This is a genomic window from Virgibacillus sp. (genome assembly GCF_013393565.1).
Lineage (GTDB): Bacteria > Bacillota > Bacilli > Bacillales > Amphibacillaceae > Virgibacillus > Virgibacillus dokdonensis.
Genome location: NZ_JABXHF010000013.1, coordinates 31820 through 53544, shown reverse-complemented (window position 1 = coordinate 53544; position 21725 = coordinate 31820). Strand labels below are relative to the sequence as shown.

Sequence of the window (21725 nt, the reverse complement as noted above, 5' to 3'; positions counted from 1 at the left end):
AGATGTGTTGCTACCCTTTCGTCGCTCCTGAGGTTAAACCAGAAATTAAGTAACGTTGCAATAATAAGAACACAAGCGCAATTGGCACGGCAATAAGGATGGAACCAGCAGCAAATCTAGTGAAATTCGTGGAAAACTGGTCATTGATAAAATTATATAATCCTAGTGCCAATGTGTATTTTTCAGGACTTGTTAGAACAATCCTTGGCAATAAAAAGTCCATAAAGGGCGCCATAAAATTAAATAATGCGACAACGGCTAAAATAGGCTTTGCCAATGGTAACATAATCGTCCAAAATATTTTCAAATGACCTGCACCATCTATTTTTGCCGCTTCGTCCAATTCTTTAGGTATCGTATCAAAGTACCCTTTCACCAACCATGCGTTAAAAGGAATTTGCCCACCTAAATAGATTAACATCAAACCATAGAGAGAATCGGTTAGGCCAATTGTATTTAATAGAATGTACAAAGCAACCATACCCATTAAAGCAGGAAACATTTGTAACAATAAAAACATATACAAACCATATTTTCTACCAACAAATTTGTATCTAGAAAAAGCATAAGCAATCAAAGATGTAATTACAACAGACCCTATAGAATTAATAACTGCAACATAAAGGCTGTTCTTATACCAAATTACATAATCACTGTTTGGATCAGTAAACAACCATTTATAATGTTCTAACGTTGGGTTCTTTGGAAATAAATCCGTTACGAGCATATTGGAACCTTCATTTAAACTCATCATTAAAGCCCAAAATAATGGATAGCCAATAATTACAAACATAATTAGAAAAAAGATATAGATAAACGTTACTTCCATCCTCGTTTTTGTCTTACGTGACATAGCCATTAGTAACGTCCCTCCTCTTTAAATGAAGCTGTCTTTCTAAATTGGAAAAAGGCAAATACAGAGATAATTAATCCCATTATAATGGTAATAGCAGCAGCCATATTGTAGTTATTAGACTCAAACGTTAGTTTATACACCCAGGATATTAAAATATCTGTACCCCCAGCATTTTGTCCTCGCACAGCTGGGTTACCTTCATTAAATAAATAAATAATATTAAAGTTATTAAAGTTTCCTGCATACTGCATAATTAACAATGGAGCTGTCGCAAATAAAATATGTGGTAATGTAATATGACGTAATTTTTGCCAACGTGTACCTCCATCTACATCTGCAGCTTCATACATATCTCGAGGAACACTTTGCAATACACCTGTAAATAAGGCAAACACAAACGGAAATCCTAGCCACGTTTGAATCATAATTAAAGCAATTTTTGCCCAAAACGGATCTGATAACCAGGGAATTATCACATTAAATTGGCTTAAAATATCCCTATTGATCGCCCCAAAGGTGGGGTTAAATAGTGCGGAAAAAATTAAAATCGACACAAACGCTGGGACTGCCCAAGGTAATATTAAAAATGTCCGTATTGTTCGTTTGAATTTAATTCTCGGATCGTTCACTAACAATGCTAAAAATAGTCCCAATACAATTTGGAATGTTGTAGCAACAACTGTCCAAACGACTGTCCATGTGAAAACGCTTAAGAATGTGTCTTTCCATATATCTATTTTTGTTAGGTTAACAAAGTTCTCGAAGCCGACCCAACTTAATAAATTACGCGGAGGCGCATTATATTGGTTATAATCTGTAAAGGCTAATGCGAGCATAAACAATAAAGGTACAACCACAATAAATAAGAGCATTAATAGACCAGGCAAAATCATAAAATATGGAAAACCATTATTGTAAAAGTTTTTCACACCTTGTAATAATGTGGGATTAGGACGATTATGCTCTCTAGCTATAGCATCAGCACGAGCGTCTTTTATATTATAAACATAGATCGCTATTCCAAATGAGAGAATAATTAACGAAATTAAACCCTGTATAAGCAGTTGGATCGAATGGTGCTCACGCGGAATCGTTCCAAGCGTGAATAGCCCCCATATCCCAATATCAATAAAATTCCATGTGGTTACTAAAAAGGAAATCGTTACAATTAAAAATATGCATCCTTTTAAAAACCTTCTATTATACATTTGTCCTAATCCAGGTATGATAATAGATAATATCATTGCTAATGTACGAGGCTGTATTCTTCGGGCGTTGGTGTCATTTTTTTCAGTAGCCATCCCGTTTCTCCTCCAATCACAAACTACCAACTATAAAGCTGGTTCGCTTCCTTTTCACTCTTTTTTAATAAATTCTAAATTACGTTATATAGGGGACTATGCCCCTATATAACTTATTTCTCCTTGACTCCTGAAGCCTCTATTTGTTCTTTAATTGTTTCAACTGCTTCATCCAACACTTCTTTCACAGGTTCACCTTTTGAAATGAAGTTTAGACCATCATTGAACGGCTCCCATACTTGCTGCATGGCAGGAACACTAGGCATCGGCTCACCGTATTGTGTTTGTTCTGCAAATGCAGAATAAATTGGGTCATCGGCAATAATTGGATCTTCCATTGCATCTTTACGAGCAGGAAGTTCTCCAGCAATATCGTAATATGTCATAGAACTTTCAAAGTTTGTCAAATAAGCCATTAAATCCTGAGCCCATTCTTTATTTTCTGAGTAGTAGGAAAGCATATACGATTTCACGCCTACAAATGATTTTGGATTTTCTCCATTTTCCAATTTAGGTAGCGGAACCGTAGCTAAATCTTCTCCAAGTGCTTCCGAGTAATCACGTACCGTCCAAGGTCCGTTAATAATCGTTGATACTTTTCCTTCTTGGAACAGTCCATTCATTATATCTGGAGTTAAATCCTGAGGGATGTATTCTTTATCAAACCATTCAGAAACTAATTCTCCACCTTTTAAAGCGCCTTCATTATTTAAACCAATATCTGTAATATCATAGTTTCCATCTTCATTCGCAAACACATATGCTCCGTTTCCTGAGAAGAAAGGGTATACAAAATATAAGTTAGCCGCTTCCATTAAAAAGCCAAATTCATCTTTATCAGAATCCGTGTCTCTTTCAGCTATTTCCATAATTTGCTCCATTGTTTCCGGTGTTTCTTCAACGCGAGATTTATTGTAATACATAGCATACGTCTCAGCTACAGCTGGATATCCCCAATATTCTCCATCGTATTGCATCGCTTCCAAAGCTGTATCTGTATATTCTTTTTCAATATCTCCCAAATCTACTGGGTCTACTAATCCCCTAAGTACTAAATCACCAATTCTATCGTGCGGCTGAAAAATGACGTCTGGACCATTTCCGGCTGGGCCTTCAACATCTAATTTTTCAATTTGCTCTAGCATATCTACAGGCACCATTTCTATTTCTATTCCTGTTTCTTCTGTGTAGCCTGCTGTCATTTCTTTTAATGCTTCTTCTTGTTTTTCTTCCGCATTTACCCAAAGTTTCAGTTTTTCAGGCTTCTCTGGCATCTCTCCTGATTCAGTAGCTTCCTTTTCTCCTTCAGATTTTTGAGCATCATCTGGACCACAGGCAGCTAAAACGCTAACAAATAAGATCATTGCAAGTAAATAAAATAAACCTTTTTTCATATTTAACCCTCCTAAAGGATGTAATATAATCTGCAATACTGTACAATTTAATGAAATCGTTTGCACCAGTACTGTGATTTCATTATACAACAAAGCTATTAAATTGCAACAAATTTTTTCATCAAAAAAACTTTTATTTTAGTATAGATAACGTTTTCATAACTGTGCTTTATATGATACTATTTATTTATAGTTATCTGTATTTTAGTTAAAAAAATTATTTTTGATCATTTTTAGCGCAAACGTTTTAATCAAGGAGGAATTATATTGATCAAAGAAGCAATCTATCATAGGCCTAAAAATAACTTCGCTTATGCCTACGACAAAGAAACACTACACATTGTTCTACAAACAAAGAAAGACGATATGAAAACAGTACAGCTTGTATTTGGCGACCCATACAACTGGAAAAATGACGAGTGGCAAAGTGAAACGAATTCAATGGTTAAAACAGGTTCTACGGATTTCCATGATTATTGGTTTATTGCCATTCGCCCACCATATAAACGATTACGTTATGCTTTTATTTGCAGTGATGAATCAGAAACGTGCTTTTATGGGGAAAGTGGCATTTTTGCAAGCGCTCCGAAAAATATTGCTAACTATTTTTGCTTTCCGTTTTTAAATGCAGCCGATGTATTTCAACCACCAGATTGGGTGAAAGATACGGTTTGGTATCAAATTTTCCCTGAACGATTTGCAAACGGGGATGAATCTCTAAATCCTGAAGGCGCTTTACCTTGGGGATCTACCAATCCTTCAACAACAAACTTTTTTGGCGGGGACTTTCAAGGGGTTATGAATCATTTAGATCACCTTGAAAGTTTAGGAATAACAGGAATTTATTTCACGCCAATATTTAAAGCCTACTCCAATCATAAATACGATACCATGGATTATATGGAAATCGATCCGCAGTTTGGCGATAAACACACTTTCAAAAAGCTCGTTCAAGCTTGCCACGACCGAGGGATTAAAGTAATGCTTGATGCCGTCTTTAATCATAGCGGCTATTACTTCCCACCGTTTCAAGATGTATTGGAAAACCAAGCGCAATCTAAGTACAAGGATTGGTTTCATATTTGGAATTTCCCAGTCGTTACTGAGCCACAACCAAACTACGACACATTTGGATTTGTCGCATCGATGCCTAAACTAAATACGGAAAATCAGGAAGTAAAAGACTATTTAATACAAGTGGCACGTTACTGGATAGAGGAATTTGATATTGATGGTTGGAGACTAGATGTCGCTAATGAAGTAGATCACAGTTTTTGGCGCGATTTTCATCGCACCGTTAAAGAAGCAAAGCCAGATGCTTATATATTGGGTGAAATTTGGCATGATTCCATGCCTTGGCTGCAAGGCGACCAGTTTGATGCTGTTATGAATTATCCATTTACGAATGGGATTATTGACTTCATTGCCAAAAATACAATGGCTGCAACCACATTTAAAAATGCGATTACAAAAGTATTGCATATGTACCCAAGGAATGTAAATGAAGTGGCATTTAATTTATTAGATAGTCATGATACACCAAGAATTTTAACGATAGCTAACGAAAATATCGACCGTATTAAATTGCTTTACCTGTTCCAGTTTTCCTTCTCAGGAACTCCATGCATCTATTACGGAGATGAAATTGGTATGAGCGGAGGGCATGATCCAGGTTGCCGTGCTTGTATGGAATGGGATGAAGAAAATCAAAATCGAGAGCTATTCACCTATGTACAAACCCTCATTCGTTTACGTAAAACGGAGCCTTTATTCGGAAATGACGCTTCATTTCGTTTTTTATATGCCGATGATAACACCAACACGATTGCCTATGAAAAATATGATGAACAAAAACGTCTTATCTTTCTGTTAAATGCAGGCGAAAAAGAAGCTAACGTCTCAAATACTTGTATTTTTAAAGCAACAGAACAAGTGAATGAATGGAGCATTTCTTCCCTTTCAAATGGTGTAAAGAAAGAATGTATAAATATATCAGAACCACTAACTGTACCAGCTCTTGCCTATCGTGTTTTCGAATCTAAAAAATAATATCGCAAAGCCTTTTGATGTGGTTTCTCAAAAGGCTTTTTCGTACTATAGGATGGCTTCCATGTTTCGTATATGGCTGATAGTATCTTAAGATAACTCGATTTGTCCACCTGCTTTATGCAACAGAAATGAATGAATTTGTTGTTTGTGGTGATTATCATGCCAAATAAATGCGGCAATATAATTAAATAATGTGTGTGGATAACCAGAATATTGATCCATTTTCTCGCCGTTTAATGTGAAGTTTGCAAAAAATTCAGCTTCTGTTTTACAGCAAACACTAATTTTTCACGCGCAATTAGTTTTTGCTCAATTACACGTTGGGCAAATACACCACTCCTTGCATACACAGAGGCTGGCGTGTTGATTATTTTAAAGTCCACGCTCTGAATAGTAGCATCTTGCTTCATTTTTGGAAGCATTTCTTCAAGAATGTACCTATCCCAAAAAGTCATATGACTAATAATCTCTGCTGCTGACCATTTTCCTTTTGCATTGCTTGAATCATGTCATTTTCTGGCACTTTGGTTCGTTCACTTACCCAATTATTGCATGCAGCAAATGCATGAACTAACGCTTTCGTACTTTCCATCGTTCTTCCTCCCCACTCCCCAAATAATTCGATATAATTTTTTGTATTTTGTATAGGTAAACCATCAGCATCATACATATTCTCCAAATTTACACAAAATTCCTTCTTTTGGGATTATTATTTCTATGAGGAAAAGGGTTGATGAATAAAAATGATAGGAGTATTATATTTTATGTAATACCTTTGCTGGTGTAGCACAGTTGGTAGTGCACTTCACTCGTAATGAAGGGGTCGGAGGTTCGAATCCTCTCACCAGCATATTTGGCAAGTATTGATACAATGCTGTTCTTGATAAATTCAAGAGCAGCATTTTTATTTTCAATCATTTTTTTGCCGACCAATCTGCCATTTAAATCTATACTCTTATGGTAATATTGGATTTATTAGATAAGCCCTTTTACTGTAATAATTAAATATTTTAAGCTAAGACTGATTAAAAAACATGTGTGTAAAGCATATTTTCCGCAAACAAGACATAGCATATTAGCCTTTGTAATTTGCTATGTCTCATTTTTTCCTAACTTAGCTGATATAGATAATACTTATAAAAATCCCACCACAGATGATTTCTCTATTCCCAATAAGCTACTGAGCGCTTGTGAAGCATCTCTCGAAACTGTTGCGTTGTTTTTTCCAAAACAGTGTTTGTTGAAAAATCAATAATTACGCCATATTGACGAATTAAGTCTAATTTCCCTATTATCCCATCTCTATACTTTATAATTACATTTTGTGGGTCTTCTGTTAGCCACACCTTTCTATTTTCTCTTATATAATTGCGCATACTGCTGGTTTCTTCTTGTAAAATTTCATAATGATCAACATCAGGATCAATTGCCTTGATAACCACGCCATAATCTTTTTCTGCACGAGCAATAGAAACGTAGCCATCTTTAACATCTTCTAATACCGATTGTGGATTACGTTTTAGTGGGTCGCCAAGTCCGCCTCCTCCAGCTGATGGTCTTGTAAATCTATCCCCTTCTTTTAATGAAACATTAGAAAAAAAAGCACCTAAAAATTCTTCTTTATCTGTTTGAGGATTTAACCAATTTCCGTGCGGGTTTGACGGCAAACCGCCAAAGATCCCCCATGTAACTGATCTTGAACGGTCACAACATACAGACATAACAGCGTCTTGAATCGCCGTTAGTGTTCCCCCTTTCTCAACTCCACACCCTCCGCGATATTCACCGGGTCCTCCAGAATCAGTCATAATTTTATGATAAGATGTAATCACAGGGGTTAAACGCTCTTGACCTTCACAAGGTTGCACACTCAACCCCGCTCCAAAGACTGGTGACATAGCATTCGCCCCATCTTTACTTATACGACCACCGTGGCCACCGACCATCCAGTCATACCACATAAAAAATTGATTATATCCTTCTCTTTGATCCCATCCTCCAATTAATAAATACTCTAAATTAAAAGAACATGCTAGCGCTTTTTCCGGCATAATATGTGACCACAACTCAAAGCAAGCATTCATAATTTTCTCAAATGGTCCTGAACAAAAACCAGATACAGCCACTGGCCAATCTGCATGAACAACGGAACCTTTTGGTAAACTTGCTTCTATAACGCGATAGAAGCCAGAGTTTAATGGTATATCAGGAAAAAACGTTTTCGTCCCAGCATATAGACCCGAAAGTGAGGAACCAAAAGTTGCATTCAAAAAACAACCAATAGTGGAATGTGTCCCATCCAAATCATAAACAATTTGATCATCTTTAATAGATAATTTTACTTTAATAGGAATCATTCCGTCTCCAAAATCTGGATCCATATCAATATAATCTATTGTTTCCCATGTTCCGTTTGGAAGCTGCTTTAATTTCTCTCTGGTTAATCGTTCTACATAGTTTTGAACTTCAGCAAATGCTAATAATACTTTATCTATTGTATATTTATCTATTAATCTGAGAAGCTCTTTTTCCGCTACTTTTGTTGCTTCTACCTGAGAACGTAAATCTCCAAACCGTTCTTCTGGCACCCGCATATTGCTCACAATAAGATTAGCTACATCTTTCAAATAGTTACCCTTACTCCAAATTCGAGTTGGAGGTATGCGAACACCTTCTCCAAAATGAGCCTTAGAGCTAACATCAAAAGATCCAGGCATACCTCCACCAACATCAGCCCAGTGACCATTTGACTGGATAAATGCAATCAGTGTTTTCCGGTAGAAAACCGGTCTTATCACCCTAACATCACTAAAATGAGTCCCCCCACGATAAGGATCATTAATGAGAAATACGTCCCCGGGGTGAATATCCTCTTGAAAATATTCAATAATTGCTTTTGCAGTTAAATGTAAAGTGCCTACATGAACAGCGATATCCTGCGTACCTTGCATTACAATATTCCCATTAGCGTCACATAATGCAGAACTAAAATCTCGATTATATATAACAAACGAATAACACGTTCGTATTATCTGTTCCGACATCTGATCAACTAAATTAATAAAACTATTCTTTAACACTTCAAATGTTACTGGATCTAAAGAATTGTTTTTCATCACTTCCATCACGCTCCCCCTATATTCACATGAATAATTATATTTTTATACTCATCAACGGTAGCGGTAAACTGTGGCGGAATAATAATTGTCGTATCTAACTGTTCGACAATTGCAGGTCCATGTATAAAGCTATCTACTGGGAGAAGTGACCGTTTATATATTGGTGTACGAACTAAACCATCTTCTTCCTTAAAATAAACATGACGATATTTCTTTAAAGCATTTTCTAAATTCCCTGAAGGCTCCTCTTTTGCTAGTTCTGGTTTAGGTACTGTCCCAATAGCCTCAACACGTAATCCATAAATTTCTACCTTTTGATCTGGATTCGAGAAGGCGAATGCCCGCTCATGTTCTTGGTGAAACTTGTCTAAAGCACTACTTAAAGAAACGATTGGACGATTGACAGTGACAGCTAGCGACCTCCATTGACCGGAGTAACGCATTTCCAAATGCCGAATCAATTGCATGTTTTGTACGGAGACCTTTTCCTTTTTTAATAACTCTATTCCCTTTTGCTCTAATTTAGCAAATGCCTTATTTAAATCTTCTTGATCCACATCTTCCATATTGGCTACATAAGTTTGGGTTATATCGTGGCGGTAATCAACAAGTAAACAGCCGTATGCAGCTGCAACACCAGGATAGGTGGGTATAATAACATGAGGAATATGCAGTTCTTTTGCTAGATAAGCGCTATGCAATCCTCCTGCTCCACCAAAAGCAACTAATACGAAGTCTCTTGGGTCATAGCCCTTTCTAACCGAAATAAGACGAAGCGCATCACTCATGTTAGCATTAGCTACATTTAATATCGCGTCTGCGGCTTCCAGAGAAGTATAGCCAAACGTTTCACATATTGGTTGCAGCGATTGAAGCGCTTGTTCTTTTTTTAACTGCATCTCGCCATTTAATAGGGAGTTGCTGAGCCGACCTAATATCAAATTCGCATCGGTGTTTGTAGGCTGTGTTCCACCTTTCCCATAACTTGCAGGGCCAGGAAATGAACCAGCACTCTCTGGACCATTTCTCAGAGAACCACCTGCATCAATCCAAGCTAAACTCCCTCCCCCTGCACCAATCGTCATCAGTTCAATACTTGGAAATCCTATTGGATACCCATACTCGATATACCATTCTTTTGTCATTTTCAAATTTCCATCATAAACTAAAGAAATATCCGTACTTGTTCCGCCCATATCTAATCCAATGGCATTCTTATACCCGCATAAACTTGCAATATGCTTAGTTGCAATTGCTCCAGCAGCAATACCCGAACTCGCAAGTCGTCCCGCGTATTTTGGTACATTTTCCGAAGTAATCACACCACCTCCAGAATGCATAATTAAAATTTCTCCTTTATACCCCTTTTCACCTAATTTACTTTCCAATGTCTTCATATAATTGGTTATTTTTGGGCCAAGAACAGCATTAATTACTGTTGTACTCATCCGCTCATGTTCAAAAATTTCTGGAAGAATATCACTTGAAATAGTGATGAAAACATCTAGTAGTTGCTCTTGTAATATTTCCTTTGTTACACGTTCATTTTCCCCATTGATATAAGCATTTAAAAAACAAACGGCAATGGCTTCTACCCCTCTTTTTTTCAGCTTGTGTGCTAATGCTTTTACTTCCTGCTCATTTACATCAACAAGGATATCACCAGCGTAATCCGTTCTTTCTGTAATTTCAAAACGATCTCTTCTTTTGATATATGGCTGGGCAACATCGTTATACGCATCCCATAAATCCAATTTTGTACCTCTACGTATTTCTATTGCATCACGAAATCCTTTCGTAGTAATTAGTGCCGTATTAGGAAGTTTCCGTTCTATTAAAGCATTAGTCCCTGCAGTCGTACCGTGCGAAAAAACCTTGATCTCTTCAAAAGGTATATTAACCTTTTTCAGCCCTTGTATGACACCAATATCAGGATTTGCAGGAGTAGATGAGATTTTCTCTACAGAAATCTTCTTATTAATTTCATCAAATACAAACACATCTGTGAACGTCCCACCCACATCAACAGCAACTCTTAAATTCCCCATATTTCTCCTCCAATGCTTTAGAAAGCCTTTGTTTTTCTTATCCTATAAACCAAAAAACTCACATTTCCCTAAAATATTTAAAACCAGTTATACAGACAGAGAAAATCCATCAATATAACTGGTTTTAATCTAGGGTTTGCTCAACCGAAAAAAGAGAGTCAATTAGATTTGGCAGTTAATTAAATTTAGGTACTTAAAATACTAATTATTCTTTATTTAAAAAATATTTTAACAAATAATCTTGCAATTGTCACGTTTTTTTAATTGGCTTAAAATATGTGCTTCCTAAAGATGTCTGTTTAAAATATAAAGACAGACACGATGAATAAGCCTATTGCTATCGCAATAACGAATAGTAAACTACCTTTCCACCCTAAAGCACCTACTAAATCTGACAAAACACTTCCATGAATACTACTTGAAGGATTATTTAATTCCTCTTGTCTCATTCTTTCCCTTTTTCTTTCAGGAGTTCCCTTACCCTCTCCGTCTTTTTTCATTACGTACTTCCTCCCTTCCTAATTCAACATGTACAAGGTAGAATCTTCTCTAAGCCAATGGAAAGAAGTATTTTTTGCTGATCATATTAGATACAACCGCTTCCTTTTTTATGGTACTATTACGTGGAGGAGGAATTCATATGGCTATAATCAGTACATTATTAGGTACAATCGCATCATTGGGGATCATTGCTGGCATTATCTTACTAATCGTGGGTGCTATTAAAAAGAAAAAATACAGAGGCGGCTTGATAACACTCGTTTCCATCGTTTTATTTAGCATAGCATCCTTTATGATGCCTGACGAGTTGAAAGAAAAGTATGCAAACCAAGAACAAAGCAAAGCCGAAACCCCGGATAAAGATAAACGAGTAATTGATGATGATTACGATGACGAAGAAGATGACGACGAATACGACGATGATAAACGCAAAAAGAAAACCAACGCGCTTTCTTCTCAACAGAAAAAAACGATAAAAGCAGTACAAAATTTCCCTACTTTTACGAAAGAATACAAAAAATTAAGCCGTAGTACACAAAAGAAAACATGGGATAAGCATTTATCTGGAAAAAAAGTAACTTGGAAAGGTTACGTGATGGAAGCCAAAGGAAAAAAGGTATACGTTTGGGGAGGAAACAGATACAACGGGCAAAAATGGTCTAAAGTTAAATCAAGTAAGAAAAATGAGGCTTACCAAGTGTTTCTTGCCGATTTTGGAAGAAGTACTCCAAAGAAAGCATTGAAGCCTGGGGATAAAGTAACAATAAAAGGTACATTGATGTCCAGCGGTGACCCGAAACAAAATATGCATTGGAAACTACATAACGCCAAAATTGGATATTAGAAAAACCTAGCTATCGGCAAAATCTTATGACGATAGCTAAGCTTTTCTTATATTATTTTTTTCTATAGTGAAAGGAGACAAGTTTCCTTTCACTAAAACACGATCGTTTTATTTTGATGCACAATGATCCGATCCTCCAGATGCCATTTGACAGCACGTGATAGAACAACCCTCTCGATCGCTTGTCCAATCTTCTTCATTTTCGCAATATCATCTCTATGGTCTACTCTACCGATATCTTGCTCAATAATCGGACCTTCATCTAGATCATTGGTTACATAATGAGAGGTCGCTCCAATCATTTTTACACCGCGTTCATAAGCACGTTCATATGGCTTTGCACCAACAAAAGCTGGTAAAAAAGAATGATGGATATTAATGATTCTGTTCTCATAATTTTTAACAAAGTCACTTGTTAATATTTGCATATAGCGCGCAAGCACAATAACATCGACCTCGTAATCTTTCAGCAATTGAAGTTGCCTTTCCTCTACTTGCTTGCGAATATCTTTATTTGCTGGAATGTAATAAAAAGGAATTCCCACCGACTCTACGGTTTCTCTAGCCGTTTCATGATTGCTAATAACAAGAGCGATATTCGCCATAAGACTACCGCTTTGATATTCCCACAACAATTCCATTAAACAATGCGGTTCATTAGAGACAAAAATCGCTATATTTTTCAATTGACTAACATAAACGAATTGCCAATTCATCGCAAATTGTTCGCCAATAGGTTGAAATGCCTGCTCGATTTGCTCTGCTTTTTCACCTAATTGCGGACAATAAAATTCAATACGCATAAAAAACTGACCGCCGTCAGGATTCAATGTATATTGATCAGAAGTAATAATATTTGCTCCGTTTCGATATAAAAAATCAGAAACAGTGGCTACTATTCCAGGCTGATCTGGGCATTTAATTAACAGACGTGCCTTGTTTTCATTTTCAATTTTAAAATGTTCAATACTTTTCTTCATGAAGTGATTCATAGTTAATACCTCAATCATTTATTTTTACATAATACAATATGCTATTTTAAGAAATGAGTCAATACTATTTCTTTCTATCACTTATAGATTTCATGCAAATAACTTGTCACTATTGAAAAGATCTTTTACAATATTTATTGTTCTTATATATGGAGAAGTACCCAAGTCTGGCTGAAGGGGGCGAAATGCGCTAGAGCGTGTATGCGCCTTGTTGGTTCAAATCCCACCTTCTCCGTTTGATATTCACATGTTAAAAATACCAACAATTATTTGTTAAGTTGCATATATACTACCTCCATCGAGATGAGCTTCCCTCCTTCTTTTAAGTCCTATTTCTACAATAGCCATTAAGCTTACCAAAATGCATGAATGATGTTAGCTTCTTTCCCTGCAAGCTTCTATAAACGCATGAAAAATATTTTTAGAGACAGCATCTTCTTCTATCGCTAAGTTTTCCGGATGCCACTGAACTCCTAATAAGAAAGACTCTTCTCTGCTTTCTATTGCTTCAACGACGCCATCACTTGCCATACCACAAATTTGCATACCCTCTCCAAGCTTTCGGTTAGCCTGATGATGCCTACTATTCACTTTTATTTTTTCCATACCGGCAATTTCTCGTAATACGGAGTCCTCTTTCACGTGAACATAATGAGAAGCATGACCATCGGGAGCATGTTGCTTATGCTGTAACAATCCCCCTTCCATTTGTGCATAAATGTCTTGGTACATATCGCCGCCTAAGGCAATATTTAAAATCTGACACCCTCTACAAACTCCTAATATGGGTTTTTGGTGCTTTTGTATTTCTTGTATTAATGCAACTTCGTATTGATCACGTATCGGATTAATTTCCCCTAACTTCGGATGCGGTTCTTCAACAAATAATGTAGGGTCGATACTATTGCCCCCTGTTAAATATAACCCGTCAATTAAACTGGCAATTTGTCTTATTTGCGTTTCTGAAGGTACAAAAGGAAGAATTATTGGGGTGCCTCCCGCTCCCTCAATTGCTGTAATATTAGCAATACTTACAAAATGCATATTCGATGCGTTTTCTACAGATGGCGTTACTCCAATAACTGGCTTCATTGAAAACACACTCCCTAGAGAGAATTTTCTGTCTATAAACCTGACTTCTAATTAGTATACGGATAATTTGAGCAAGTTGCCACATGTTAATAAAAATATTTCTTATTCCTTATAAAAAGAAATATTTCTATGTATTTTTCGTTCAACTGCATAAAATGAAGCTTCAATCAGTGAGGGGGCTTTCATCCCCCCACGAATTGTTACATATGTTCTAAAGCCATTATCTCCCTCTTATACTTTCCTAGTACACATCTTTTCTAATGCTAACATCACCTTATATCCAGAATAAAGACATAGCCACAAAGCGACCTTTTTAGAGAAATAGGAAAGTATAAAAATTTGCTACTATAGGACAAAGAAATAACGTAATAGCGACGTCCGGTTCCATTGCCAGCAACTAGGCAACTTCACGAAATCGCCCTACGATAAGTCACCATCGGTTCGTACCTCACCGTGGTTCCTTTATCTCAGTCGCTTCGTTCCAGTTGCTACATTGCTAAACGGGCGCTTGCGCCTTTGTTCAAGACATTTAAATGAAACGTGCTCTTAATTTTCCTGAAATCATATCAATTACCGTTACCATCAAAATAATCCCTAACAAAATAATCCCTACTCTTTCCCAATCTCTAACACTTAAAGCGAAAATAAGCGGTGTTCCTATTCCTCCAGCGCCAATGACACCTAAAACTGCCGCGGCACGTACATTTACTTCAAAGCGATACAATATGAACGAGAAAAAGTTTGGTAATACTTGTGGTACAATGGCAAAAATAAAGGTCTTTACTGGATTTGCTCCAGAGGATATTAATGCTTCTTTGGCACTTAAATCTACATGATCCATACTTTCTGAAATTAGCTTTCCTAACATACCAACAGCACCAATACCTAAAGCTAGAACACCTGCAAAGGCTCCTGGTCCTACTGCTTTAATAAATAATAAGGCAAGTACAATATCAGGGAACACACGAATAAAACTTAACATAAACTTACTTGTTCCAACAGTAGCCTTAGACTTAATAACATTTTTTGAAGCTAAAAAAGCAAATGGAATACAAAGAATACCAGCAATAAATGTTCCTAGCAAAGCAATAGCTAGTGTATCTAACAACCCACGAAGTAAATCCTCTCCATCGGGGTCATACACATAACCCCAATCAGGTTGAAACAGACCAGAAACAATAGCAGAAACCACTTCAACAGATGTATCCTTCCATTCTAATTTCGGTAGACCAACAAAAGCCCAGATGTATATAGCTGAAACGATGGCAACAATTGCAATCAAACGAATTCGCTTCATGTTAATTTCTCCCTTATTCTTGTTGACAAATAATCAATAATTAAAACAACTACTAATGTATAAATAATAATGGAAGCTGTTTTCCCATAGTCAAGAAATCCAAGTGTTTGTTCATAATATAGACCAATACCCCCAGCTCCCACCAAACCAAGCACTGCTGCCGCACGGATATTAATTTCGAATGTGTATAGAAAGAACGACATAAATGATGCCATTATTTGCGGGACGACACCATAAAAAATCCATTTTAATTTATTTGCACCAACTGCGGTCATTGCCTCCAGTGGTCCAGGGTCTATTGCTTCAATCGATTCATAAAAAAGCTTAGCAATAATACCAATAGAAAAAAACATGAGCGCAAAAATACCTGGTATAGGTCCAATACCAAACACGGCAACAAATAAAGCAGCTAATAACAACTCAGGTATCGTACGAATTAAATTTAAAACAAACCTGGCTGATGTTGTAATCCATGCAGAGCTGAAAACATTCCGCGCTGCCAAAATTGATAACGGGAATGCGATTAAACCACCAAGCGTTGTTCCAACTACCGCCATACGAATGGTTTCTAAAATCGGCTGTGTGATAACCGAAAAATAATCCCAATTCGGCGGCACCAATTGAACAATAAGATCCCACATATTCGGCAATCCACGAAGTAACTCTGTAAATGAAAATTCAATTTGCCAACCTCCCCAAAGCAGTAACACTGCTATGAAGACTGTTGTAAAAAAAGGCTTTAGCTTAGATGGAGGAACAGGTATTGCTAGCGACTGGTTAAACTGTGATTCTTTCATTTTGCAACTCCTATCTGTTCTGCCACTAATTCATGGTTTCCATAAATAGTTGCAAAAACTTCTTCTGTTGCTTCATTAGCTTTTCCATCAAATACTATTTTCCCTTTATTTAAACCAATAATTCGACTAGCATATTTTCTAGCCAGATCAACAGAATGCAAATTAACTACCATTGTAATATTTAATTCTTGATTAATTCGCAGCAAGTCATCCATTACTTGCTTCGTTGTAATTGGATCTAAAGAAGCTACTGGTTCATCCGCTAAAATAACTTTAGCCTCTTGCGCTAACGCACGAGCAATGGAAACCCTTTGCCGCTGTCCTCCAGATAGTTGATCCGCACGAATATAGGCTTTTTCTGCTATATTTACACGGTTTAATGCATTCATAGCAAGTTCTTTATCTTGCTTAGAGAATAAACCTAGTATCATTTTTAATGTCGAATGATAACCGACTCGCCCAGATAAAACATTTCTCATGACGCTGGATCGACGTACGAGGTTAAAGTTTTGAAAGATCATCCCAATGTCTCGTCGAATTCGATACAATTCGTTTCCTTTTGCTTCAGAAATCGAATTTCCGTTAACTGTTATTTCTCCTTCACTTATTTCATGCAGACGATTAATGGAACGGAGGAGCGTAGATTTCCCTGCACCAGATAACCCTACTATAACGACAAATTCCCCCTCCTTAATTTGTAAATCAATATCATCTAATCCTTTTGTACCATTGGAATATACTTTAGAAACATTTCTTAATTCTATCAAGGATTCCCCTACTTTCTATTGAAGTAAAAGGAGGCTGTTCGCGATTGGCGAGCAGCCTTCTTTGTAATTTATTGTAGTCACAGAAACGCAGTCTGTAAGATTATTTTTCTACTTCTTTACTTACCTTTTCTTCATATTCTCTCACAATATCAAAATTGCTATCTTGTGATTCTACGTATCCTTCATGAGAATAAATATCACGAATGATTTGCTGACCTTCCTCGTCTTTTCCGATAGCAATAAAAGCATCCGTAATAGCTTTCTTCATTTCATCATTAATTTCAGGACGAATCGCTACGGTATCATTCGGAATTGGTTCCGTAAATTCAATAATTCGTGTTTCTTCAAAAACATCTTCATAGTCACTAGCAACGACATTACGAGCATCTTGAAACGTTACAGCTGCGTCTATGTCACCATTTAACAAAGAAATCACCGCTTGGTCATGCCCTTTTAATGTTACTGGCTCCACATCGTTCAAAGGATGAATACCAGCCTCTAGTAATGTAGCTGCTGGCCAAACGAAGCCTGCTGAAGATGTTACATTTTGATAACCAATTTTCTTTCCTTTTAAATCTTCAACAGACTCAATATCAGAATCTTCATTGACAATAAAGATAGAATTATATGAATCCACTAATTCTTCTGTTGGGGAACCATCATCATTTACACCATAACGCTGCGCTTGCAACATGACATCGCCTGAACCTTTTTCTTGTGCAAGTACATAGGCGGTTGGTGGTAAAAATCCAACATCCACTTGTTCTGAATCCATAGCCTCTATGATCGTGTTATAATCCGTAGATACACTTACTTCAACAGGAATATCTAATTCTTCACTAAGTAATTCTTCCAAAGGCTTTGCTTTCGCCTCTAGTGTATCTGCATTTTGTGAAGGAACAAATTGCACAGAGAGCTCGTCTAATTTTTCTTCACCTTTTTTTGCTTGTGCATTATCCGCATCATCCCCACAAGCAGAGAGAAATCCAATTGAAAGTAATAAAGATAGTCCTACGTATTTTGCTTTTTTCAAGCCCGTTCCCTCCTAATAGATGTAATCTTCAAGTGCTTTTCACCGAAAAAACCACTTCTCTTTCCTTTCTAATGATTGTTATGTATAAAGTTTTGATTTCGCTGAGCACTCTTCCCCTATTCTACAAAACAATTATTTGGCTAGTATTAATTACATGTAAACTTTACGTAATTTCTTTAAAGCCATATAATAATTCGAAACCTTAACTATGCTAATTCGTATATTTATAAATAAGGGGGAACACAAATGAAAACCTACCATTTACAAGCTCCTATTTATTTTTCAGCAAAAAAATCCATACCTATAACCATTGATCAAGAAGAGGTCGGATACATTCGCAAAACAACTGCTAATACACTTGAAAAAGATCGTGTTTTTACCTATACAAGCTATGATGAGGAAAAATATTATGTTCTTGGAATAAAGAAAAATGGTTGGAAACGCCTCGTATTAACCTAGTATCAGCTACAAACTAATTCTAAAAAGTATCATTTCAAAGATAAATTAGGGAGTAACATACTTTATTTTTGTGTTATGGGGGAGGTAGAAAAATCATCAAATTCTAATCGAGGAAAATTGGGCTGGAGATTTAGAAATAAAGTTTAATCATAATAAAGTTGCCAAGATTAAAGTTGCATCCCTTAGCTTGAAAACAACCTTTCAGTTTGAGGACACTGTGGAAGAAAATAGTCCTTTATTCGCACTCACCATTCTTATGTATTTCATGTTCAAAATATATAAAGATGAAAATAATTGGATAGAAGGACTACTTGAATGAATGTTAATATTTTTCATGAAATGATACTTTTAATCACTTCTTCGCGAACACTTCCAGCACATTTCTCTTCCTCATTACTCCTCCTGCATCACTGCTAATTTGCGCCTCATTTACTTTTTCCTTTTATATTCATGATATAATGGATAATACACTTATACATCATGGATAAAAAGGAGTTATAAATTAATGAAGGTGAAAATGAACGTTCAAACTGCCTACCACGGAGACTTACTACGTGCAGGAAAAGTATACGACGTAGATGACGAAACAGCGAAGCGTTGGATTGCCAGTAAATTAGCTGAAAAGGCAGAAGATCAATCAGTTAAGCGATAGGATTTAATATAATAAAGTGAAATTTTCATCACTGGGTGGCTTTCTTTCACCCCCCACTAATAATTAGAAAACCAATCTGTGATTTTGTTGCTGGAGGGAAAAGGAATGAACAACATATCGAAAACCTATTGGGATAATTTTTGGAATGCTAGACGTGAAGAAAAACCAACAGCTGTAACCGCTTGGCAATTTGACGATGACCCAGACGACTATTTGGCTCAACTGGTTATCGATGGTCTAAAAACAGCTCTGGGCAAATATTTTATGAATTGGAAAATGAACCAATTCATACTGTCCAAGACTATAGCATTATTTTAAATAGCAATGAGGAGCCACTAGCAATTATTAAAACCATCGACGTACAAATAATGCCTATGAATGAAGTTCCAGAAGATTTCGCTATCGCAGACGAAGAAGGAAATAGAACATATCAATACTGGAAAGATACGCAATGAAAAGTTCTTAAAACAGGAACTTAGGAATGTAGGTCTTGCATATTCAGAAGATATGATGTTGGTATGTGAACGTTTTACATTAAATGATGTCAAGCAGAAGTAAAAGGCTCTAGAAAACTTAGCTTGCTTTTAATCGTTTTAAAAAAACTTAGCATCACCCAGTCTTTATGGCGATGGAGCGCCATCGTTTTGCTTATGCTATTAACTAGAAATTTAATACTTTCCTATAGTAGAAAAAACGAAACGCACCTCCAATTGTTAACTGATGTTCAACGATGGGAGGTGCAATCTATAGACAAGTATTTTTACCACCTAAAAGACATTTCTTTTATTTAAAAGGTAGTATACAAATGTATTTTTCGTTTTCTTCTTTAAATTACAACGTCATTTATTCGCAAAAAATTCTTCTGCTTTTTCTAGAAAGACTTCTTGATCAGCAGTTAGATCGTATTCTTCTTCAATGGCATCTACAGGGCATACTGCTTTACAAGCGCCACAATCAATGCAAATATCTGGATCAATATAAAATTGATCAGGACCTTCTTCTATACAATCAACAGGGCAAACGCTAACACATTCCCCTGACTTCTCGCCTCGGCAAGGATCTAAAATAACAAAAGCCATCTATATTAACCTCCCTTATATCATTAAACCAAGCTTACTTCTTATTTAATGATACATGAGAACATGATTGCAAGTAAACAGCTTTGAAAAAAAACTTTAAATTCAATACGTAAAACGGATCAACCTACTCCAATTGCACACCCCATTATTGTTTCCTATTTTTATGTTTCTTTTTCAAAAGCATGCAACGTATCTATCGCTAACTGCGCTAAAAAGGATGTTCCGATAGGTAAAGCACGTTCATTTATTTGAAAGCGCGCATCATGTAGGGAAGCTTGTTTATTAGTTTCGTCTAATTGAGTACCTAACCAAATAAATGCACCAGGATAACTTTCTAAAAAGCGACTAAAATCTTCACCAGCTAAAGACGGATTTATTTCTGGTGTATCTAGATTTAATTCGTTAGCTGTTTCCCTTGCTAGACTGGCCCATTTTGGTATATTAATCGTAGCAGGATAACCATCTTGATACGTAATATCTACTTTCACTTCAAAAGCTTCTGCAATTTGTTTCGTAATAGTGAAAAAACGTTCCTTCAGGCGAGCTCGTATAAAAGGCTCATAGGTACGAATAGAACCTTCCGCTTTTACTTGATTTGGAATAATATTCGCTGCCTCGCCTCCCGTTATTTTGCTTATCGTTACAACGGATGCCTCCAAAGGATCTAGACTTCTACTAACAATGGTTTGCAAACTGGTGATAACATGGCCTAAAGTTACCATCACGTCCGTGGTTTGATGAGGCATGCTTGCATGCCCGCCAACCCCAGTAAGCGTGATTTCAAATTTATCCGAAGCGCCCATCATTTCTTTATTTCTTACACCAATTTGCCCAACAGGCAAATCCGGCCATACATGTTGACCGTAAATTACATCTGGAACATATTCAGAGAAAATACCCTCATCCATTAATCGCTGGGCTCCTCCTTCTGGCGCATCTTCTTCAGCGGGCTGAAATACGAGCAATACCGTTCCATTAAATTCATGACGTAATTGTTGCAACACATAACCCGCTCCTAACAACATAGCCATATGCGCATCATGACCACAAGCATGCATTTTATTTTTGTATGTTGAACGGTAAGCGTGGTCGACTAATTCCTGAATAGGCAATGCATCCATATCAGCACGAAGCGCCACGGTTTTTCCTGATGACTTACCATGAATAATACCTAATACACCATGTGTTGCGTATCCGGTTTCAAAAGGGATTTCAAACTGCCGTAATTTTTCTTGAATAAAAGCTGAAGTTCCAATTTCTTCGTTGCTTAACTCCGGATATTGATGGAAATATCTACGTATGAATTCCACTTCTTTCTCTATCTTTTTCACCTCATAAGCTATATTCGATTTTTTCATTATTCCCTCCATCATACAAACATTGTGATAATACTTTATTTTAGTATAATTTCTCTTTTTTAAAAAATTTCATTTTGAGTGATATTT

The 21725-nt window shown here is 36.5% G+C and carries 21 protein-coding genes, 1 tRNA gene and 1 pseudogene; 6 read left to right on the top strand and 17 right to left on the bottom strand.

The window, feature by feature from the left end; translation table 11 throughout:
* Positions 1-10: 10 nt before the first annotated feature.
* The 3 genes from HLX49_RS04345 to HLX49_RS04335 all read right to left on the bottom strand — a co-directional run bounded on the left by HLX49_RS04345 (position 11) and on the right by HLX49_RS04335 (position 3551).
* Positions 11-853, bottom strand: a complete 843-nt coding sequence (locus HLX49_RS04345) for a sugar ABC transporter permease (protein ID WP_296360910.1) — start codon at positions 851-853, stop codon at positions 11-13.
* Positions 854-858: 5 nt separating this feature from the next.
* Entirely contained in the window at positions 859-2157 is a 1299-nt protein-coding gene (locus tag HLX49_RS04340; RefSeq protein ID WP_296360905.1) for a sugar ABC transporter permease, read from the bottom strand.
* 113 nt (positions 2158-2270) lie between these two features.
* Complete coding sequence (locus HLX49_RS04335) at positions 2271-3551, bottom strand: sugar ABC transporter substrate-binding protein (protein WP_296360904.1); 1281 nt, start codon at positions 3549-3551, stop codon at positions 2271-2273.
* A 267-nt stretch (positions 3552-3818) separates the two neighbouring features.
* On the opposite strand from HLX49_RS04335, the gene HLX49_RS04330 reads away from it, so the two are divergent.
* Positions 3819-5600, top strand: a complete 1782-nt coding sequence (locus HLX49_RS04330; RefSeq protein ID WP_296360903.1) for a glycoside hydrolase family 13 protein — start codon at positions 3819-3821, stop codon at positions 5598-5600.
* 87 nt (positions 5601-5687) lie between these two features.
* On the opposite strand, the gene HLX49_RS04325 is transcribed toward HLX49_RS04330, so the two are convergent.
* Genes HLX49_RS04325 through HLX49_RS04315 form a run of 3 tightly spaced genes read right to left on the bottom strand, consistent with a single transcriptional unit; the run spans position 5688 to position 6279 of the window.
* On the bottom strand, positions 5688-5822 hold the full coding sequence (locus HLX49_RS04325) for a hypothetical protein (RefSeq protein WP_296360902.1): 135 nt from the start codon (positions 5820-5822) through the stop codon (positions 5688-5690).
* A gap of 11 nt (positions 5823-5833) precedes the next feature.
* Positions 5834-6055: a hypothetical protein gene (locus HLX49_RS04320; RefSeq protein ID WP_237342767.1), complete on the bottom strand. Its 222-nt coding sequence runs from the start codon at positions 6053-6055 to the stop codon at positions 5834-5836.
* Positions 6052-6279 carry a hypothetical protein gene (locus HLX49_RS04315; RefSeq protein ID WP_296360901.1) on the bottom strand — a complete coding sequence of 76 codons (228 nt, stop codon included), beginning with the start codon at positions 6277-6279 and terminating at the stop codon, positions 6052-6054. Before HLX49_RS04315 ends, HLX49_RS04320 begins: the two co-directional genes overlap by 4 nt.
* Positions 6280-6377: 98 nt before the next feature.
* On the opposite strand from HLX49_RS04315, the gene HLX49_RS04310 reads away from it, so the two are divergent.
* Positions 6378-6450: transfer RNA gene (locus tag HLX49_RS04310), tRNA-Thr, on the top strand.
* Between the two features lie 313 nt (positions 6451-6763).
* Here the strand turns inward: HLX49_RS04310 and HLX49_RS04305 are convergent.
* The 3 genes from HLX49_RS04305 to HLX49_RS04295 form a co-directional block, all read right to left on the bottom strand.
* On the bottom strand, positions 6764-8725 hold the full coding sequence (locus HLX49_RS04305) for a hydantoinase B/oxoprolinase family protein (protein WP_101932426.1): 1962 nt from the start codon (positions 8723-8725) through the stop codon (positions 6764-6766).
* Positions 8725-10767 carry a hydantoinase/oxoprolinase family protein gene (locus HLX49_RS04300; protein WP_296360900.1) on the bottom strand — a complete coding sequence of 681 codons (2043 nt, stop codon included), beginning with the start codon at positions 10765-10767 and terminating at the stop codon, positions 8725-8727. The genes HLX49_RS04305 and HLX49_RS04300 overlap by 1 nt, the downstream gene beginning before the upstream one ends.
* Before the next feature lie 299 nt (positions 10768-11066).
* Positions 11067-11267 (bottom strand): DUF6366 family protein, encoded by a 201-nt coding sequence (locus HLX49_RS04295; RefSeq protein ID WP_101932428.1) that lies wholly within the window; start codon positions 11265-11267, stop codon positions 11067-11069.
* Between the two features lie 140 nt (positions 11268-11407).
* Between HLX49_RS04295 and HLX49_RS04290 the strand changes: the two genes are divergently transcribed.
* Positions 11408-12112, top strand: coding sequence for a hypothetical protein (locus HLX49_RS04290; protein WP_296360899.1), 705 nt, complete (start codon positions 11408-11410; stop codon positions 12110-12112).
* Between the two features lie 92 nt (positions 12113-12204).
* Here the strand turns inward: HLX49_RS04290 and purU are convergent, their stop codons facing one another.
* The 6 genes from purU to HLX49_RS04260 form a co-directional block, all read right to left on the bottom strand.
* Positions 12205-13104: a formyltetrahydrofolate deformylase gene (gene purU, locus HLX49_RS04285; protein WP_296360909.1), complete on the bottom strand. Its 900-nt coding sequence runs from the start codon at positions 13102-13104 to the stop codon at positions 12205-12207.
* A gap of 375 nt (positions 13105-13479) precedes the next feature.
* Positions 13480-14196, bottom strand: coding sequence for a gamma-glutamyl-gamma-aminobutyrate hydrolase family protein (locus HLX49_RS04280; protein ID WP_296360898.1), 717 nt, complete (start codon positions 14194-14196; stop codon positions 13480-13482).
* Between the two features lie 529 nt (positions 14197-14725).
* Positions 14726-15493 (bottom strand): phosphonate ABC transporter, permease protein PhnE, encoded by a 768-nt coding sequence (phnE, locus tag HLX49_RS04275; RefSeq protein ID WP_077705546.1) that lies wholly within the window; start codon positions 15491-15493, stop codon positions 14726-14728.
* Entirely contained in the window at positions 15490-16290 is an 801-nt protein-coding gene (gene phnE / locus HLX49_RS04270) for a phosphonate ABC transporter, permease protein PhnE (RefSeq protein ID WP_101932429.1), read from the bottom strand. The genes phnE (HLX49_RS04275) and phnE (HLX49_RS04270) overlap by 4 nt, the downstream gene beginning before the upstream one ends.
* Positions 16287-17057, bottom strand: coding sequence for a phosphonate ABC transporter ATP-binding protein (gene phnC / locus HLX49_RS04265; protein WP_296360897.1), 771 nt, complete (start codon positions 17055-17057; stop codon positions 16287-16289). Before phnC ends, phnE (HLX49_RS04270) begins: the two co-directional genes overlap by 4 nt.
* A gap of 100 nt (positions 17058-17157) precedes the next feature.
* Positions 17158-18090, bottom strand: coding sequence for a phosphate/phosphite/phosphonate ABC transporter substrate-binding protein (locus HLX49_RS04260; RefSeq protein ID WP_077705554.1), 933 nt, complete (start codon positions 18088-18090; stop codon positions 17158-17160).
* A 246-nt stretch (positions 18091-18336) separates the two neighbouring features.
* Here HLX49_RS04260 and HLX49_RS04255 point away from each other — a divergent pair, with 246 nt between their 5' ends.
* The 3 genes and pseudogenes from HLX49_RS04255 (at position 18337) to HLX49_RS04245 (ending at position 19759) form a co-directional block, all read left to right on the top strand.
* Positions 18337-18549 carry a hypothetical protein gene (locus HLX49_RS04255; RefSeq protein ID WP_101932430.1) on the top strand — a complete coding sequence of 71 codons (213 nt, stop codon included), beginning with the start codon at positions 18337-18339 and terminating at the stop codon, positions 18547-18549.
* 505 nt (positions 18550-19054) lie between these two features.
* The gene (locus tag HLX49_RS04250) at positions 19055-19201 is read left to right on the top strand and encodes a hypothetical protein (RefSeq protein WP_164085266.1); all 147 of its coding nucleotides are present in this window, start codon (positions 19055-19057) and stop codon (positions 19199-19201) included.
* Between the two features lie 105 nt (positions 19202-19306).
* Positions 19307-19759: pseudogene (locus tag HLX49_RS04245) on the top strand (ASCH domain-containing protein).
* 281 nt (positions 19760-20040) lie between these two features.
* On the opposite strand, the gene HLX49_RS04240 reads toward HLX49_RS04245, so the two are convergent.
* Complete coding sequence (locus tag HLX49_RS04240; RefSeq protein ID WP_077705560.1) at positions 20041-20280, bottom strand: ferredoxin family protein; 240 nt, start codon at positions 20278-20280, stop codon at positions 20041-20043.
* 161 nt (positions 20281-20441) lie between these two features.
* Positions 20442-21638 carry a M20 metallopeptidase family protein gene (locus tag HLX49_RS04235; protein ID WP_077705563.1) on the bottom strand — a complete coding sequence of 399 codons (1197 nt, stop codon included), beginning with the start codon at positions 21636-21638 and terminating at the stop codon, positions 20442-20444.
* Between the last annotated feature and the right edge of the window lie 87 nt (positions 21639-21725).

Bases quoted from the DNA above. Each gene is read 5' to 3' on its own strand.
- purU (WP_296360909.1), bottom strand. From the start codon at position 13,104: ATGAATCACTTCATGAAGAAAAGTATTGAACATTTTAAAATTGAAAAT.
- HLX49_RS04345 (WP_296360910.1), bottom strand. From the start codon at position 853: ATGTCACGTAAGACAAAAACGAGGATGGAAGTAACGTTTATCTATATC.
- phnE (WP_077705546.1), bottom strand. From the start codon at position 15,493: ATGAAGCGAATTCGTTTGATTGCAATTGTTGCCATCGTTTCAGCTATA.
- HLX49_RS04325 (WP_296360902.1), bottom strand. From the start codon at position 5,822: ATGGATCAATATTCTGGTTATCCACACACATTATTTAATTATATTGCC.
- HLX49_RS04290 (WP_296360899.1), top strand. From the start codon at position 11,408: ATGGCTATAATCAGTACATTATTAGGTACAATCGCATCATTGGGGATC.
- HLX49_RS04295 (WP_101932428.1), bottom strand. From the start codon at position 11,267: ATGAAAAAAGACGGAGAGGGTAAGGGAACTCCTGAAAGAAAAAGGGAA.
- phnE (WP_101932429.1), bottom strand. From the start codon at position 16,290: ATGAAAGAATCACAGTTTAACCAGTCGCTAGCAATACCTGTTCCTCCA.
- HLX49_RS04335 (WP_296360904.1), bottom strand. From the start codon at position 3,551: ATGAAAAAAGGTTTATTTTATTTACTTGCAATGATCTTATTTGTTAGC.
- HLX49_RS04300 (WP_296360900.1), bottom strand. From the start codon at position 10,767: ATGGGGAATTTAAGAGTTGCTGTTGATGTGGGTGGGACGTTCACAGAT.
- HLX49_RS04340 (WP_296360905.1), bottom strand. From the start codon at position 2,157: ATGGCTACTGAAAAAAATGACACCAACGCCCGAAGAATACAGCCTCGT.
- HLX49_RS04320 (WP_237342767.1), bottom strand. From the start codon at position 6,055: ATGACTTTTTGGGATAGGTACATTCTTGAAGAAATGCTTCCAAAAATG.
- HLX49_RS04305 (WP_101932426.1), bottom strand. From the start codon at position 8,725: ATGGAAGTGATGAAAAACAATTCTTTAGATCCAGTAACATTTGAAGTG.
- HLX49_RS04240 (WP_077705560.1), bottom strand. From the start codon at position 20,280: ATGGCTTTTGTTATTTTAGATCCTTGCCGAGGCGAGAAGTCAGGGGAA.
- HLX49_RS04250 (WP_164085266.1), top strand. From the start codon at position 19,055: ATGAAGGTGAAAATGAACGTTCAAACTGCCTACCACGGAGACTTACTA.
- HLX49_RS04255 (WP_101932430.1), top strand. From the start codon at position 18,337: ATGAAAACCTACCATTTACAAGCTCCTATTTATTTTTCAGCAAAAAAA.
- HLX49_RS04235 (WP_077705563.1), bottom strand. From the start codon at position 21,638: ATGAAAAAATCGAATATAGCTTATGAGGTGAAAAAGATAGAGAAAGAA.
- HLX49_RS04280 (WP_296360898.1), bottom strand. From the start codon at position 14,196: ATGAAGCCAGTTATTGGAGTAACGCCATCTGTAGAAAACGCATCGAAT.